Below are 16,697 nucleotides of genomic sequence, written 5' to 3' on the forward strand. Positions count from 1 at the left end.
AAAAAATGTGGGAGCTGGCCTGTGTGGGAGCTGGCTTGCCTGCGATAGCATCACCTCGGTGTAACTGACATACCGAGGTGCCTGCATCGCGGGCAAGCCCGGCTCCCACAGAAGCCAGCTCCCACATTTGGTTTCAGCGCTTTCAAATTCAAGGAGGAACACATGAACCAGGCCGACTACCTCATCATCGGCGGTGGCATCGCTGGCGCATCCGCCGGTTACTGGCTGTCACAACATGCCCGCGTCATCGTGCTGGAGCGCGAGTCGATGCCGGGCTACCACTCTACCGGCCGCTCCGCCGCCCTGTACATCGCCGCCTACGGCACGCCCCAGGTGCGCGCCCTCACCCTTGGCAGTCGCGCCTTCTTTGATCACCCGCCCACCGGTTTTGCCGAGCACCCACTGCTCACTTCTCGGGGTGAATTGCTGGTGGACTTGATCGGCGACCCCGATGAGTTGCAGCGCCAATACCTGAGCGCCAAGGCCCTGGTGCCGGAAACGCGGCTGCTCGACGTCGAGGAATCGATGGCCATGATGCCAATCCTGCGCCGGGAAAAAGTCCACGGCGGCATCTACGACCCGACCGTCTGCGACATCGATACCGATGCGTTGTACCAAGGCTATTTACGCGGCATTCGGCGAAATGGCGGTGAAATCCACACCGACAACGACGCGCAAAAACTGACCCGCGATGATCAGGGCATGTGGCAAGTGCGCACTGCACACCAGCACTTCAGCGCCCCGGTGATCATCAACGCCGCCGGTGCCTGGGCCGATCACATCGGTGAGTTGGCCGGCGCACGGAAAATCGGCCTGCAACCCAAGCGCCGCAGTGCGTTCGTGTTCGCCCCGCCTGCCGAACTGAACATCCATGCATGGCCGGAACTGGCCGCCCTCGACGGTTCGTTCTATATGAAACCCGACGCCGGCATGTTCCTCGGCTCACCGGCCAATGCCGACCCGGTGGAGCCCCACGATGTGCAGCCTGAAGAGCTGGACATTGCCACGGGCATCTATCACATCGAAGAAGCCACCACCCTGAGCATTCGCCGCCCTGCGCGGACCTGGGCCGGGCTGCGCAGTTTTGTCAGCGATGGGGATCTGGTGTGCGGCTTCGATCCACAGGTGCAGGGCTTGTTCTGGGTTGCGGCCCAAGGCGGCTATGGGATCCAGACGTCACCGGCGATGGGCCAGGCCAGTGCGGCGTTGGTGCGCGGGAAGCCTTTGCCGGAAACATTGGCGGCGTTCGGGTTAACCGAAGCGATGCTGTCCCCGTACCGGCTGCAAGCCTTTACCTAACCCCTGAGGCGGGGGAGGTTGCTGTGGTGAGGGAGCTTGCTGTGGCGAGGGAGCTTGCTCCCGCTGGAGTGCGCAGCGCTCCCAGGATTTTTAGGGCCGCTACGCAGCCCAGCGGGAGCAAGCTCCCTCACTACAGTTTGGTTATTTCCAGCGGTCAGCGGCAGCGTGGTCGCTGTCGCGCCCGTCCACCCAGCGTGGCCCTTCACTGGTGTTTTCCTTCTTCCAGAACGGCGCGCGCGTCTTCAGGTAGTCCATCACAAAGGCACAGGCATCGAACGCCGCCTGGCGATGGGCACTGGCCGCTGCCACGAACACGATCGGCTCACCGGGCTCCAGGGCGCCGATGCGGTGCAGCACTTCCAGCTTGAGCAGCGGCCAGCGTTGTTCAGCCTCCACCGTGATTTTGCCGAGGGCTTTTTCAGTCATGCCCGGATAATGCTCAAGGAACATTCCTGCCACATCCAGCCCATCGTTGAAGTCGCGCACATAGCCGACAAAACTCACCACTGCGCCCACGCCCACATTGGCCGCATGCATCGCGTTGACTTCAGCACCCGGATCAAACGCCTCGGCCTGCACCCGAATCGCCATGGTCAGCCTCCGGTCACTGGCGGGAAAAACGCCACTTCGTCGCCATCAACCAGCGGCTCGTCCAGCGAACACAGTTCTTCGTTGCGGGCGCACATCAAGCCGGTTTCGTTGAGCACCTCAAAGCCGACATCCCCGGCCAATGCCTGGCGCACAGCTTCGATCGTGGCGAACTCGCCTTCGACTTCCAGCGAGTCCAGGTCTACGGCTTCGCGGTAACGGGCAAAAAACAGTACGGTGATGCTCATGCCTGGTCCGCCTTGAAATGCCCGCTCTTGCCGCCAAGTTTTTCCAGCAATCGGATGTGTTCGATGGTCATGCCACGGTCCACGGCCTTGCACATGTCGTAGATCGTCAGGGCGGCGACACTGGCCGCCGTCAACGCTTCCATCTCCACGCCGGTCTGGCCGGAGAGTTTGCAGCGGGCGACGATATGCACGGCGTCCAGGCCATCGGCACTGAGCTCAACCTTGACCCCGGTGAGCATCAGCGGGTGACACAGGGGGATTAAATCACTGGTTTTTTTCGCTGCCTGGATCCCGGCGATGCGGGCCACGGCAAACACGTCGCCCTTGGGGTGGGCGCCGTCGACAATCATTTTCAGGGTTTCGGGCAACATGCGCACCCGCGCTTCGGCCACGGCTTCACGGAACGTCACGGCTTTTTCAGTGACATCGACCATATGGGCGCGACCTTGGGAATCGAGATGAGTCAGCACAGGGATACTCCTGATCAGGAGCCCCGATTGTAAACCCAACGCAGATCAAATGTGGGAGCTGGCTTGTGTGGGAGCCGGGCTTGCCCGCGATAGCATCACCTCGGTGGTTCAGACAAACCGAGGTGATGCTATCGCAGGCAAGCCAGCTCCTACATTGACCGTGCTTAGAGGTGAGATTCGGCGTATTCGGCCAGAATCGAACGAGGGACTCCTTGCAGGGCGATGTGCACGCCGTTCGGGAAGTCCTTGAAGCGTTCCGTCAGGTAAGTCAGCCCGGAGCTGGTCGCGGACAGGTAAGGGGTGTCGATCTGTGCCAGGTTGCCCAGGCACACCACTTTGGAACCGGCGCCGGCACGGGTGATGATGGTTTTCATCTGGTGCGGGGTAAGGTTCTGGCATTCATCGATCAAAATCAGGCTTTGCTGGAAGCTGCGACCTCGGATGTAGTTGAGGGATTTGAACTGCAACGGCACTTTGCTGAGGATGTAATCGACGCTGCCATGGGTGTTTTCGTCATCCATGTGCAAGGCTTCGAGGTTGTCGGTGATCGCCCCCAGCCACGGCTCCATTTTCTCCGCTTCGGTGCCGGGCAAAAACCCGATCTCCTGGTCCAGGCCCTGCACGCTGCGGGTGGCGATGATGCGGCGATAGCGTTTGGTAACCATGGTCTGTTCGATGGCGGCAGCCAGGGCGAGGATAGTTTTCCCCGAGCCTGCGGCGCCGGTCAGGTTGACCAGGTGGATGTCCGGATCAAGCAAGGCATACAGCGCCAGGCTCTGGTAGATATCACGCGGTTTCAGGCCCCAGGCTTCCTGGTGCAACAGGGGTTCCTGATGCAGGTCGAGGATCAGCAGCTTGTCGACCTGGATCTCTTTGATCCAGCCCACAAAACCCTGTTCGTCGATGATGAATTCGTTGATGTGCACGGCCGGCAGGTTGTCGATCAGCTGTACCTGGTGCCAGGTGCGGCCATGGTCCTGACGGGTTTCAACTTTGCTCACACGGTCCCAGAACGAGCCGGTCATGGTGTGATAACCCCGCGACAGCATCGACACGTCGTCGACAAGCTGGTCGGTACTGTAGTCCTCGGCAGCGATCCCACACGCTCGTGCCTTGAGGCGCATATTGATGTCTTTGGTCACCAGCACCAGGCGCAAGTCCTTGTCGCGCGCATGCAGGTCGATCAATTGGTTGATGATTTTGTTGTCGTTCAGGTTTTCCGGCAACAGGCTGTTGGGCTCGTTGCGCTTGTTCATCAGAATCGACAGCAAGCCCTTGGGCCCGCTTTTGCCACGCTGGATAGGCACGCCGACTTCAACATCCTCAGGCGAGGCTTCACCCAGGGTCTTGTCGATCAGGCGGATGGCCTGGCGGCATTCGGCGGCAACGCTGTGGTGCCCGCTTTTGAGTTTGTCGAGTTCCTCAAGCACGATCATCGGGATGGCGACGTGGTGTTCTTCGAAGTTAAGCAGTGCGTTTGGATCGTGAATCAGTACGTTGGTATCAAGCACATAAAGGATTGGCTGGTCGGAAGAAGGGTTACGTCCATGATCATCCATACTCGGTCACCTTTGTGGGAGCCAGTCGACGCAATACCGCGACAGTGCTGCGCCTCGATTCGACCGTCGAACGCACTTGAGGGGCGTCAAGTGCGGTGCACACAAGAGGTGTCTTGGAAGACGCCACCTGTGTTGCAGGGTTCGGCTGTCTGTCTTCGTAATACCGCAAAACACATGACAGGAAAAAGCACTTTGACGCTTTTTTGAAGTTTATTTTTCAGGATGACGAATAGCACTAGGCGAGCCGGCATTGCACCGTTAAAGTCGGAAGTCCGCCTGTATTGAAATATCTCCAACTTTTGCCGCTACCCAACCTCAGCCCCAACAGGGCCGGGCACTTGGTCATTTTCAGCGAAACGCTTCCCGGCAATCCTGCCAGCCGAGTCCACTTTCTGCCGTGGCGTGTAAAAGCCACGGTAATGCGATGCGTGCCTTGTCCTGGGTGTCGTGGAACAGGATGACCCCGCGCCGCCACAGCAGCATCAGCGTCAGCACGCGATTGGCCGACTCATCGGCCTTGAGCTTGCCAGGCTCGTCTTCAGAATCAATGTCCCACAACGCCACTTGCAGCCCTTGGGACTGGAAGAAGCCCTGGCTGTCGGAGCGGCGCTGGCCGTAGGGCGGGCGGAACAGCGGCAGGTAGTTTTCCGGCATCAGGTTTTGGGCCATGGAGGCGCTGCGGGTGATGGAGGACTGCCAGTCGACCCAGTGGCTATGGGAGCGGTACTGCCAGCCCTGAATGCCGACGCACTGGCCCTGGTACAGCGCCTGCACGTCGCTGGCCGAGCTTTTCTCGACGCGGGTTTGCAGACTGTTGCCCAGCACGAAGAAGATGCCGTGCAGTTTTTGTTTGCGCAGGTAGTCGGTGAGCCAGTCGGTGTTACCGCTGACGGGGGACGGGCCGCTGTCGAAGGTCAGGAGGAACATCCGGTCGTTGAGTTCGTCGCCGTTGCGTTCGTGGTCGCCGAAGCGGGCGATTTCGCTGCTGATTTGCGGAAACAGGGCGGCCTTGCGCAATTGTTCATCCAGGTAGCGCTCGTGGAATGCGCGGCTGGGGCCGGCCCAACCTATATAGAAGGAGCTGTCGCTGACCTGGAACTTGGCGGCTTGTTCGCGCAGGTCGTCCATGTTTTCCACCAGGTAGCAGAAGGACGCATCTTGTTCGCAGCTTTGTTGGGCGAAGGTGTAGTTTTCCAGCAGGCGTTGCCACAGTTGGCGGCGCAGGTCGTCGATCGAGGCCTGGTTGATGATTTTCAGGCCCTGGCGTTGTTTGAGGGCGGTGTCGTCGAGGGCTTCGCTGGCCAGCAGGGTGTGAGCGAACATCAGGATTTCTGCGCGTGAGGCGACGTCGAACAGAGCGGGGCTGCTGAGGCGTTCGGGCCAGGTGCCGCGGTCCAGGGTCGCGACATCCACGGGGGCGGCTTGGGCGCCCAGGCAGATGAGCCAGGCTGACAGTAAAAGCGCAATTCGCACGAAGGGTCTCCCTTTCCAGAGTCGTCGGGCACTATAGCCGATCGCGTGGGGAGGGCTATTGGGTTGGTGTGTATATCCGTTATTGGGTAACGGCTGATATGGATTCCGCTCTTACAGCCACCTACCGACCGGCTTGAGTGTTAAAAACAAAAGCCAAATCAAAAACAGACACGCCCCGGTTCAAATGTGGGGCTTGCTCGCGAAAGTCGTCAACGATGACGCTGGCATCCCGATTCAACGCGGCGCCCTCAGGTTATTCGCCGGCAAGCCGGCTCCTACAGAAAAGCGGCTCTGCTTTGGTGTTTGATCTGGCTTCCAACACTCAAGCCGGCCTGTAGGCCGCTGTGTTCTTGATCTTGCTTTTGATCTGACTGCCCCATTCAGCCCAAGGCCGAACGCAGGGATTGAGGAGCGGGTAAACCGGCAGGACGCCGGTTTAGCCGCGACGGGCCAGGGACGGGCCGTCGCGGCGGCCCGCGGAGCAATGCCTTCGTTCGGGCACACCGAGCCTAGGCGAGGTGCCGACAGGCGGGGCAGAGCGTTTTGGTTACTTTTGCGCTTTTCAAAAGTGACCCGCTGTAAGAGCGGAACCCTAAGTAGCCGTTACCAAAGAAACGGATATGTACACCAACGACCGCACAGCCATCTATCACCATCATAGGTGGAGTCAAACCGCCCTACCCCCTAGAATCCCCCCACGATTAAAGGAGACGACTTCATGCTGACGGTGATTTCCCCCGCCAAAACCCTCGATTTCGAGTCAAAGCCGGCCACCCCGCGCTTCACCCACCCGCAATACCTCGACCACTCCCAAGAGCTGATCGAACAATTGCGCGAACTGAGCCCGGCGCAAATCAGCGAACTGATGCACGTCTCCGACAAAATCGGCGGCCTCAACGCCGCGCGCTTCGGCAGCTGGACCCCAGCCTTCACCCAGGCCAACGCCAAACAAGCCCTGCTGGCTTTCAAGGGCGACGTCTACACCGGCCTCAACGCCGAAACCTTCAAAGACGCCGACTTCACCTACGCCCAGGACCACCTGCGCATGCTCTCGGGCCTGTATGGCCTGCTGCGCCCCCTGGACCTGATGATGCCGTACCGCCTGGAAATGGGCACCAAATTGCCCAACGCCCGTGGCAAAGACCTGTACGCCTTCTGGGGCACCCGCATCAGCGAATGGCTCAACGAAGCCCTGGCCGAACAAGGCGATGACGTGCTGCTCAACCTCGCGTCCAACGAGTACTTCTCGGCAGTCAAACGCCCGGCGCTGAACGCGCGAATCATCAACACCGAATTCAAGGACCTGAAAAACGGCCAGTACAAGATCATCAGCTTCTACGCCAAAAAGGCCCGGGGCATGATGAGCCGCTTTGTGATTGAAGAACGCATCAACGACCCGGCCAAACTCAAGGAGTTTGACGTGCAGGGTTATCGCTTCAACGCAGAGCAGTCCAAGCCCGACAAGATGGTGTTCCTGCGCGATCACGCACCGGAATAACTCAGTCTTTCTGAAACCGGAACCCCGTGGCGAGGGAGCTTGCTCCCGCTGGGCTGCGCAGCGGCCCCAAAAAAGCCAGGGCCGCTTCGCGCCCCAGCAGGAGCAAGCTCCCTCGCCACAACAATTCCCTCGAATAAACCCCTCTTCAGCTCGAATAATCGTCATTTATTTGGCGTCAAAAATAATTCTTCAGATTCCCTAACATTTATTTCACTCGACATTCGTCAATTTTTTTCGTAGTGGCACCTACTTTTTCAAACAGTAGTGGCACAAAACTACTTAACCCGCGCAACTCCCCGCAACTACTGGCTCAAGTAGCGAGTGCTATCACTATAGCACTAGTGCCATCTTTACTAATATTTCAAAAAATTTCCGGAAACAGGATGAGTGGCCAGGAACTATGTCCTAAAGCACCGCTCATACCACCGGTAACGATTATCTCTGCAGATGTAAGAGATGGCTTACATGGCGACCAAGGGAAGTAGCAAAGTTGTCATATAACTTTGACTCGATGGTCAAGTCATCAACTGACTAGTTGAAGGCGGACGAAAAGGTATCCCTACTTTCTCCGAAAAGGCCAAGGCTGAACACACCTGTATGGGTCAGTGAGACAACCCAATACGTTGATATATAAGGGCAAAAATCCCCTATCAACGCCTTGCGGCACTGGCGCCAGGCCCTTCCCCAGGAAGGCTGGCTGCATTTCAGGGCAAGCCACAACAACAAGGCCAAGTTTCGCACAACTTGAGTGCATTAGTTAGTCACTCGACTTTTAGTATGCCTGCACTGGACATATCGACGTTTACCCGTCGCACTTTCCAGTGCCTGAGTGACGCTTCAAAACATGAACTCCGGCCATCTAGTGGCACGATTAACAATGAGGTAAATGCGATGCGCATCAGCATATTCGGTTTGGGTTACGTCGGCGCAGTATGTGCCGGTTGCCTGTCTGCACGGGGCCATGAGGTCGTTGGCGTAGACATCTCCAAGGAAAAGATCGACCTGATCAACGCGGGTAAATCCCCCATCGTTGAACCAGGTCTGGGCGAACTGTTGAGCCAGGGCATTCAGACCGGCCGACTGCGCGGCACCACCAATTTCGCCGAAGCAATCCGTGATACCGACCTGTCGATGATTTGCGTCGGTACGCCGAGCAAGAAGAACGGCGACCTGGAGCTCAATTACATCGAAGCGGTGTGCCGCGAGATCGGGTTTGTCCTGCGTGACAAGGCCACCCGCCATACCATCGTGGTGCGCAGCACCGTGCTGCCAGGCACCGTGGCGAACGTAGTCATCCCGATTCTCGAAGACTGCTCTGGCAAGAAAGCCGGCGTCGACTTCGGCGTCGCCGTCAACCCTGAATTCCTGCGTGAAAGCACTGCCATCGCCGACTATGACCTGCCGCCAATGACCGTCATCGGCGAATTCGACACTGCGTCCGGTGATGTCCTGCAGTCGCTGTACGAAGAGCTCGATGCCCCGATCATCCGCAAAGACATCGCCGTTGCCGAGATGATCAAGTACACCTGCAACGTCTGGCATGCGACCAAAGTGACCTTCGCCAACGAGATCGGCAACATCGCCAAGGCGGTGGGTGTCGACGGTCGCGAAGTGATGGAAGTGGTCTGCCAGGACAAGACCCTCAACCTGTCCCAGTACTACATGCGCCCGGGCTTTGCCTTCGGCGGCTCCTGCCTGCCCAAGGACGTGCGCGCCCTGACCTACCGCGCCAGTTCGCTGGACGTGGAAGCACCACTGCTCAACTCGCTGATGCGCAGCAACGAGTCCCAGGTACAAAACGCTTTCGACATCGTCTCCAGCCACGACAAACGCAAAGTCGCCCTGCTGGGCCTGAGCTTCAAGGCCGGCACCGATGACCTGCGCGAAAGCCCGCTGGTGGAACTGGCAGAGATGCTGATCGGCAAGGGTTTTGACCTGAGCATCTACGACAGCAACGTCGAATACGCCCGTGTGCACGGTGCCAACAAGGAATACATCGAGTCGAAAATCCCTCACGTGTCGTCTCTGCTCAACTCGGACTTCGACGAAGTGATCAACAACTCCGACGTGATCATCCTGGGCAACCGCGATGAGAAATTCCGTGCCCTGGCGCACAACGCGCCCCACGGCAAGCAAGTGGTCGACCTGGTGGGCTTCATGTCCAAGGCCACCAGCGTGACCGGTCGTACCGAAGGCATTTGCTGGTAACGGCAACGGCAAGTTTCAAGCTGCAAGCGTCCTGATCCCCAGCGCTTGCAGCTTGAAGCCTCCTTCACCTGCGGATGACGCCTATGTCCAAGTTAAAACACGTACTCCTGCAATCCGCCGGCTGGCTGTTGTTCCTGAGCCTGCTGATGGGACTCGCCCTGCTGTTGCCGGCGAGTACGTTCGACTCCGAGTCGAAGAATTTTATTTTCCTGATTGGCGCCGTCGGTATCTGGCGCTACTCGATGGGTGCTACGCATTTCTTTCGCGGCATGCTGTTTTTGTACGTGGTCTACCCGCACCTGCGGCGCAAAGTGCGCAAGCTGGGCAAGGCAGCAGACCCCTCCCACGTATTCCTGATGGTCACAAGCTTTCGGATCGACGCGCTGACCACTGCCCAGGTCTACAGCTCGGTGATCCGCGAAGCCATCGAATGTGGCTTCCCCACCACGGTGGTGTGCTCGCTGGTGGAAATGTCCGATGAACTGCTGGTCAAGAGCCTGTGGGCGAAGATGAACCCGCCGGACCACGTCAAGCTGGACTTCGTGCGTATCGCCGGTACCGGCAAACGCGACGGCCTGGCCTTCGGTTTTCGCGCCATCTCGCGCCACCTGCCGGACGACCGCGCCGTGGTGGCCGTGATCGATGGCGACACCGTGCTCGCCGAGGGCGTGGTGCGCAAAACCGTGCCGTGGTTCCAACTGTTCGGCAATGTCGGCGGCCTGACCACCAACGAGTTCTGCGAAGTGCGCGGCGGCTACATCATGAGCGAATGGCACAAGCTGCGCTTCGCCCAGCGCCACATCAACATGTGCTCCATGGCGTTGTCCAAACGCGTGCTGACCATGACCGGTCGCATGTCGGTGTTTCGCGCCAACGTCGTCACCGACCCGGGCTTTATTGCCGATGTGGAAAGCGACTCGCTGCAACACTGGCGCCTGGGCCGCTTCAAGTTTTTGACCGGTGACGACAAGTCCAGCTGGTTCAGCCTGATGCGCCTCGGTTACGACACTTTCTATGTGCCGGACGCCGCGATCCACACCGTGGAACACCCGCCCGAGAAGAGTTTCATCAAGGCCAGCCGCAAGCTGATGTTCCGCTGGTATGGCAACAACCTGCGCCAGAACTCACGAGCCCTGGGCCTGGGCATGCGTCGGCTGGGCCTGTTCACCAGCATCGTGTTGTTCGACCAGCGCGTATCGATGTGGACCTCCCTGCTGGGCCTGACCGTGGCGATCATCGCGACCTTCAAATACGGCGGCGCATTCATCCTCGCCTACCTGCTGTGGATCGGCATCACCCGCCTGATTTTGACCTTGCTGCTGTCGTGCTCCGGGCACCGGATCGGCCCGGCCTACCCGGTGATTCTCTATTACAACCAGATCATGGGCGCTCTGGTGAAGATCTACGTGTTCTTCCGCCTTGATCAACAGTCCTGGACACGCCAGGACACCAAACTGACCCGCGATTTGGCCAGCTTTCAACGTTGGTTCAACACCTGGTCGTCTCGGACCATGACCTTCTCCGCCGGCAGCATTTTCGTCGCCGTGCTGCTGATGATGGTCTGACCCTGCCAAGCCTGAATTAACTTAGGAATTACACCGATGAATAGCCCAATGAATCCTCCAGTAAACGCCAACGTAGTCCATGAGTCCGAAGCCCAACGCCAACACGCTCGGGTAAAAATCCCGGCCAAGCTGCGCTTCTTCGGCGCCGACCATACGCCGATGGAAGTGCGGGTCATTGACCTCTCCGCTGGCGGCCTGGCGTTCAACGCCCCGCAGCAGGCGCTGAAAGTCGGTGATGTGCACAAGGGTCGCTTGCAGTTCGTGATCGATAACCTGGGCCTGGCGATGGACGTCGAGTTGCTGATTCGCTCCTACGACCGCCAGACCGGCCGCACCGGTTGCCAGTTCCAGAACCTCGACGCACAAGACATTTCCACCCTGCGCCACCTGATCACCTCGCACTTGTCCGGCGACATCGTGACCATGGGCGACGTACTGGCGACCCTGCAACGCGACAACTTCACCAAGGCGCGCAAGGTCAAGGACGGCGGCAGCAACATGAGCGTCGGTGGCCGCCTGCGGGCCGTGACCTTCAGCCTGGCGATCTTCCTGGTGGGCCTGGCGGCATTCGGCTTCGTGGTCAAATCGGTGTACGGCATGTACTTCGTCAGCCACGCCACTTCCGGCCTGGTGAGCGTGCCCGGGATGAACGTGACCATGCCTCGCGATGGCACCGTACAGAGCCTGATCAAAGGTGATGCGGTCGCGGCCAAAGGCGCGCCACTGGCGACCTTCAGCACCAGTATGCTCGACGTGCTCAAGGGCCATCTGGACGAAGACCAGTTGCAACCGGCCAAGGTCGAAGAGCTGTTCGGCAAGCAGATGACCGGCACCCTCACCTCCCCGTGCGACTGCATCGTGGCCCAGCAACTGGTCGCCGACGGTCAGTACGCCAGCAAGGGTGATGTGATCTTCCAACTGGTACCACGCGGCAGCCAGGCCAACGTGGATGCCCGCTTTTCCTATCGCCAGTTTGCCGACGTTCGCCCGGGTACCCGCGTGAACTTCCAGGTGGCCGATGAAGAACAGGTACGCACCGGCACCATCGTCAGCAGCACCAGCCTCAACAGCAGCGAAATGTCCTCCGACATCCGTGTGCAGATCAAGCCCGATGCGCCGCTGGACAGCACCTACGCCGGTCGCCCGGTGGAAGTGACCAGCGACCGTGGCCCATCCCTGAACTGGCTGATCGACAAAGCCATGGCTCACGGTCTGTAAGCGGAGGACATGCCTGTGATGATTATTCCAAAAACACTGCTGGTCTCTGTGGGAGCCGGGCTTGCCCGCGATGACGGTGATGAATCCAACACCGCCATCGCAGGCAAGCCAGCTCCCACACAAAGCAGATCCCACTCTGCCTTGGCATATTGTGCACTGGCACTTGCCGTCAGCCTCGCCGGTTGCGCCGGCCTGCCCGACCAACGCCTGGCCAACGAAGCCCTCAAGCGTGGCGACACGGTCACCGCGCAGCAGAACTACCAGCAACTGGCCGACCTGGGTTACAGCGAAGCCCAGGTCGGCCTGGCTGACATCCAGGTTGGCACCCGCGACCCCGAGCAAATCAAACAGGCCGAAGCGACGTACCGCGCGGCCGCTGATACCTCGCCCCGTGCCCAGGCGCGGCTGGGTCGCCTGCTGGTCGCCAAACCCGGCGCCACCGAGGCCGAGCACCACGAAGCCGAAGGCCTGCTGAAAAAAGCCTTTGCCAATGGCGAAGGCAACACCCTGATCCCGCTGGCGATGCTGTACCTGCAATACCCGCACAGTTTCCCGAACATCAACGCCCAGCAGCAAATCAGCAAATGGCGCGCCTCGGGTTACCCCGAAGCCGGCCTCGCCCAGGTGCTGCTGTACCGCACCCAAGACACCTACGACCAGCATCTGGATGAAGTGGAAAGCATCTGCAAAGCCGCGCTGAACACCACCGATATCTGCTACGTCGAACTGGCCACGGTCTACCAGAAAAAAGCCCAGCCCGAAAAACAGGCCGAACTGCTCAAGCAGATGGAAGCAGGCTACAGCCGTGGCGCCGTCACCGCCCAACGGGTCGACAGCGTGGCTCGCGTATTGGGTGATGCAACCCTGGGCAAGACCGACGAAAAAACCGCCCAGGCCCTGCTGGAAAAAATCGCCCCCGGCTACCCGGCCTCCTGGGTCAGCCTGGCGCAACTGCTCTACGACTTCCCGGAACTGGGCGACGTCGACCAGATGATGAAGTACCTGGACAACGGCCGCGCCGCCGACCAGCCCCGCGCTGAACTGCTGCTGGGCAAGCTCTACTACGAAGGCAAGTGGGTCCCGGCAGATGCCCAGGCCGCCGAAGCGCACTTTCAGAAAGCCGTCGGCCGCGAAGTGGCCGCCGATTACTACCTCGGCCAGATTTACCGCCGTGGCTACCTGGGCAAGGTCTATTCGCAAAAGGCCCTGGACCACCTGCTGACCGCCGCGCGCAACGGCCAGAACAGCGCCGACTTCGCGATCGCCCAACTGTTTTCCCAAGGCAAGGGCACCAAGCCCGACCCGCTTAACGCCTATGTCTTCAGCCAGTTGGCCAAGGCCCAGGACACGCCGGAAGCCAACGACCTGGCGACCCAGCTCGAAGCTCCGCTGACCCCGCAACAACGCGCCGAAGGCCAACGCCTGGTGCAACAGGAGCTGGCCGCGCGCGGCACCCTGGCCCAAAGCACGCTGCAATTGCACGCCCTGCAAGAAGAAGACGGCGAGGAATCCCTATGAAGCTCAACCCATTCGTCAAGGCCGGCATCGGCCTGACCTTCGCCCTGCTGTGGTCGTGCCCGACCCTGGCCGCGCTGACCGAAGCCAAGAACTTCGGCCTGGAAGTGAAAGCCACCGCGCAGTCCGAAGATGACCGCGACCTCGGCACGCAAAAAGGCGGCGACGTCAACGGTATCGGCCTCGACCTGCGCCCGTGGATCTACGGCGAAAGTGGCAACTGGAGCGCCTACGCCATGGGCCAGGCCGTAACCTCCAGCGACATCATCGAGACCGACACTCTGCAGCAATCGTCCGATGACACCACCGAACAATCGAGCAACAACGACCGCAAAAGCAAGAAAAACTACCTGGCGATGCGTGAGTTCTGGGTGGCTTACGGCGGCTTCACGCCTTACCCCGGCGAGATCCTCAAACTCGGTCGCCAGCGCCTGCGCAATGACGATGGCCAGTGGCGCGACACCAACATCGAAGCGCTGAACTGGACCTTCGACACCACCTTGCTCAAGGCCAATGTCGGGGTCGCCGAGCGTTTCAGCGAATACCGCACCGACCTCAAGGAACTGTCGCCCAAGGACAAGGACCGTCAGCACCTTTACGCTGACGCCGCCTATCAGTGGACGCCGGGGCAGTGGATCGGCCTGCGCGCTCACCACACCCATGACGACGGCAAGCTCGACTTCCCGGAACCGGGCGTGGCCACCGACTCGCTGGACAAACGCGAGAACGGCGACCTGACCTGGCTCGGCATCGAAGCCAACAGCGACGCGTATAACTGGCGCAACACCAACACCGTCAACTACTGGGCCAGCGTCACCGGCATGCAGGGCGACCGCGACACGGTCAACGCCTTGAACGCCGACGGCACCCGCCCCACCCATGCCAAGCGCAGCGATGACGTGAATGGCTGGGCCACCGACCTGGGTGTGCGCCTGCGCCTCGACCCGCAGTGGCAAGTAGGCGCCGCCTACTCCCGGGCCAGTGCCGAATATGAGCAGAACGGCCTGCAAAGCAACCGTTCGAACTGGACCGGTACCCAGTCCCGCGTGCACCGTTTCGGCGAAGCGTTTCGCGGCGAAATGAACAACATGCAGTCCATGAGCCTGTTCGGTTCCTGGCAGTTGCGCGAGGACTACGACGCAAGCCTGGTGTACCACAAGTTCTGGCGCGTCGACGGCAACAAGCCGGTCGGCAGCAACGGCATCGATGCCGTGCAGAACAACACCGACGACGTGACCGGCGCGATCCTGTCCAGCACTTCCCTGCCGCTTGAAGATGGCAAGAAAGACCTGGGCCAGGAGATGGACCTGGTCGTCACCAAGTACTTCAAGAAAGGCCTGCTGCCGGCCGCACTCAGCCAGTCGATCGACGAACCATCGGCCCTGGTGCGTTTCCGTGCTGGCGTGTTCAAGCCGGGCGACGCCTATGGCAGCCAGGTCGACTCGTACATGCATCGCGCCTTTGTCGACGTGATCTGGAAGTTCTGATGGGAGCCTGCGCAATGAAGTCTCAAAGCCTGCTCGTCGCGGCCATGCTGTTGGCCAGCGCCTCGGCCTTCGCCGACAAAGCGCCGACCATCGCCAAAGAGCTGCAACAGGCCAAGACCTACACCATTTCCAGCCCGCCGACCGCGCCGCTGGAGATGGCCAAGCCTGCACTGCCGGACGTGTCCGGCTATACCGCGGCGAATATCGCGAAGAAGATCGTACGCAGCAAACCCGGCAAAGTCAGCATCCGCCGGATGATGCAGGAAGACGCCCTGAAGGACTTCATCGGCGGCGACAACAAGATGGCCGAATGGGTAGTGCGCCAGCACGGTATTCCCCAGGCGATCTTTGTCGACGACGGCTACATGAACCTCAAGGACCTGCTGAAGAAAGTACCCAAGCAGTACCTCAGCGAAACCTCGCCGGGGGTGTTCCTGGCCAAGTTGCCGATCGTGGTGGGCCGTAAAGGCATCCTTGAAATCGACAAGCAGACCCAGGAGTTGCGCCTGTCCCAGGAAGCCGGTTCGTTCCTGATCAACGACGGCCAGTTGTTTGTGCGTGACACCAAAATCACCGGCTGGCGCGAGAAAACCAACGGCCCGGCGACCTTCCAGTCGCCCAAGGAATTCCGCCCGTTCCTGCTGGCCTGGGGCGGCACCAAGACCTACATCGCCAACAGCAAGATGGCCAGCTTCGGCTACGCCAACAGTAAGTCGTACGGCGTGAGTATTTCCCAGTACACCCCGAACATGGCCAAGGTGCTCAAGCGCCCTGAGCCAACCGGCTGGATCGTCGACTCCGAGTTCTCGGACATGTGGTACGGCTTCTACTGCTACGAAACCACCGGCTTTGTGCTCAAGGGCAATACCTACAAAGACAACATCGTCTATGGCATTGACCCCCACGACCGTTCCCACGGTTTGATCATCACCGACAACACCGTCTACGGCACGAAGAAGAAGCACGGCATCATCATTTCCCGGGAAGTGAACGACAGCTTCATCTTCAACAACCGCAGCTTCGACAACAAGCTCTCGGGCCTGGTGATCGACCGTAACAGCGTCAACAACCTGATCGCCGACAACGAGATCTACCGCAACCACACCGACGGCATCACCCTCTATGAGAGCGGCGATAACCTGTTGTGGGGCAACAAGGTGATCAGCAATCGTCGCCACGGCATCCGCGTGCGTAACAGCGTGAACATTCGCCTGTACGAGAACGTTGCGATGGCCAACGGGCTGACCGGCGTGTACGGACACATCAAGGATTTGACCGACACCGACCGCGACATCGCCCTCGACCCGTTCGACACCAAGGTCTCGCTGATCGTGGTCGGCGGTGAACTGGCCGCCAATGGCAGCGGCCCGCTGTCCATCGACTCGCCATTGAGCGTCGAGCTGTACCGCGTGTCGATGCTTGCGCCGACCAAATCCAGTGGCATCAGCTTCTCCGGCGTCCTCGGCGATCGCCAGGAAGAGATTCTCGACCTTCTGGTACGCCAGAAGAAAGCCGTGCTGATCGACCCTGTCGAACGCCAGACCGAAATGCAGGACTGAGGATGACCTT

13 protein-coding genes are annotated in these 16,697 nt (G+C 59.9%); 8 read left to right on the forward strand and 5 right to left on the reverse strand.

The features are described 5' to 3' along the window. Positions 1-162 precede the first annotated feature (162 nt). Positions 163-1,299, forward strand: a complete 1,137-nt coding sequence (locus ACZRN6_RS13470) for an NAD(P)/FAD-dependent oxidoreductase (RefSeq protein ID WP_464008177.1) — start codon at positions 163-165, stop codon at positions 1,297-1,299. A gap of 141 nt (positions 1,300-1,440) precedes the next feature. On the opposite strand, the gene moaE is transcribed toward ACZRN6_RS13470, so the two are convergent. The 5 genes from moaE to ACZRN6_RS13495 all read right to left on the reverse strand — a co-directional run bounded on the left by moaE (position 1,441) and on the right by ACZRN6_RS13495 (position 5,637). Next, positions 1,441-1,890 carry a molybdopterin synthase catalytic subunit MoaE gene (moaE, locus tag ACZRN6_RS13475; RefSeq protein ID WP_322147325.1) on the reverse strand — a complete coding sequence of 150 codons (450 nt, stop codon included), beginning with the start codon at positions 1,888-1,890 and terminating at the stop codon, positions 1,441-1,443. A gap of 2 nt (positions 1,891-1,892) precedes the next feature. After that, the gene (gene moaD, locus ACZRN6_RS13480; protein WP_322147326.1) at positions 1,893-2,135 is read right to left on the reverse strand and encodes a molybdopterin converting factor subunit 1; all 243 of its coding nucleotides are present in this window, start codon (positions 2,133-2,135) and stop codon (positions 1,893-1,895) included. After that, positions 2,132-2,605 carry a cyclic pyranopterin monophosphate synthase MoaC gene (gene moaC / locus ACZRN6_RS13485; RefSeq protein ID WP_322147327.1) on the reverse strand — a complete coding sequence of 158 codons (474 nt, stop codon included), beginning with the start codon at positions 2,603-2,605 and terminating at the stop codon, positions 2,132-2,134. The genes moaD and moaC overlap by 4 nt, the downstream gene beginning before the upstream one ends. Positions 2,606-2,769: 164 nt before the next feature. After that, positions 2,770-4,164 (reverse strand): PhoH family protein, encoded by a 1,395-nt coding sequence (locus ACZRN6_RS13490; protein WP_322147328.1) that lies wholly within the window; start codon positions 4,162-4,164, stop codon positions 2,770-2,772. 348 nt (positions 4,165-4,512) lie between these two features. Then, positions 4,513-5,637 carry a polysaccharide deacetylase family protein gene (locus ACZRN6_RS13495; RefSeq protein WP_464008178.1) on the reverse strand — a complete coding sequence of 375 codons (1,125 nt, stop codon included), beginning with the start codon at positions 5,635-5,637 and terminating at the stop codon, positions 4,513-4,515. A 718-nt stretch (positions 5,638-6,355) separates the two neighbouring features. On the opposite strand from ACZRN6_RS13495, the gene yaaA reads away from it, so the two are divergent. From yaaA to algG, 7 genes are all read left to right on the forward strand, one after another. Further along, on the forward strand, positions 6,356-7,135 hold the full coding sequence (gene yaaA / locus ACZRN6_RS13500; protein WP_464008179.1) for a peroxide stress protein YaaA: 780 nt from the start codon (positions 6,356-6,358) through the stop codon (positions 7,133-7,135). 891 nt (positions 7,136-8,026) lie between these two features. Further along, the gene (locus ACZRN6_RS13505) at positions 8,027-9,343 is read left to right on the forward strand and encodes a nucleotide sugar dehydrogenase (protein WP_464008180.1); all 1,317 of its coding nucleotides are present in this window, start codon (positions 8,027-8,029) and stop codon (positions 9,341-9,343) included. 83 nt (positions 9,344-9,426) lie between these two features. Continuing rightward, on the forward strand, positions 9,427-10,908 hold the full coding sequence (gene alg8, locus ACZRN6_RS13510; RefSeq protein WP_322147332.1) for a mannuronan synthase: 1,482 nt from the start codon (positions 9,427-9,429) through the stop codon (positions 10,906-10,908). Positions 10,909-10,956: 48 nt separating this feature from the next. After that, positions 10,957-12,126 carry an alginate biosynthesis protein Alg44 gene (locus ACZRN6_RS13515; RefSeq protein ID WP_322147333.1) on the forward strand — a complete coding sequence of 390 codons (1,170 nt, stop codon included), beginning with the start codon at positions 10,957-10,959 and terminating at the stop codon, positions 12,124-12,126. Between the two features lie 18 nt (positions 12,127-12,144). After that, a complete protein-coding gene (algK, locus tag ACZRN6_RS13520) occupies positions 12,145-13,644 on the forward strand; it encodes an alginate biosynthesis TPR repeat lipoprotein AlgK (protein WP_464008181.1) in 1,500 nt (499 codons plus the stop codon). After that, on the forward strand, positions 13,641-15,128 hold the full coding sequence (locus ACZRN6_RS13525) for an alginate export family protein (RefSeq protein ID WP_322147337.1): 1,488 nt from the start codon (positions 13,641-13,643) through the stop codon (positions 15,126-15,128). The genes algK and ACZRN6_RS13525 overlap by 4 nt, the downstream gene beginning before the upstream one ends. Further along, the gene (gene algG / locus ACZRN6_RS13530; protein ID WP_464008182.1) at positions 15,128-16,687 is read left to right on the forward strand and encodes a mannuronan 5-epimerase AlgG; all 1,560 of its coding nucleotides are present in this window, start codon (positions 15,128-15,130) and stop codon (positions 16,685-16,687) included. Before ACZRN6_RS13525 ends, algG begins: the two co-directional genes overlap by 1 nt. Positions 16,688-16,697 lie beyond the last annotated feature (10 nt).

The sequence above is a fragment of the Pseudomonas sp. A125 genome (assembly GCF_055409485.1).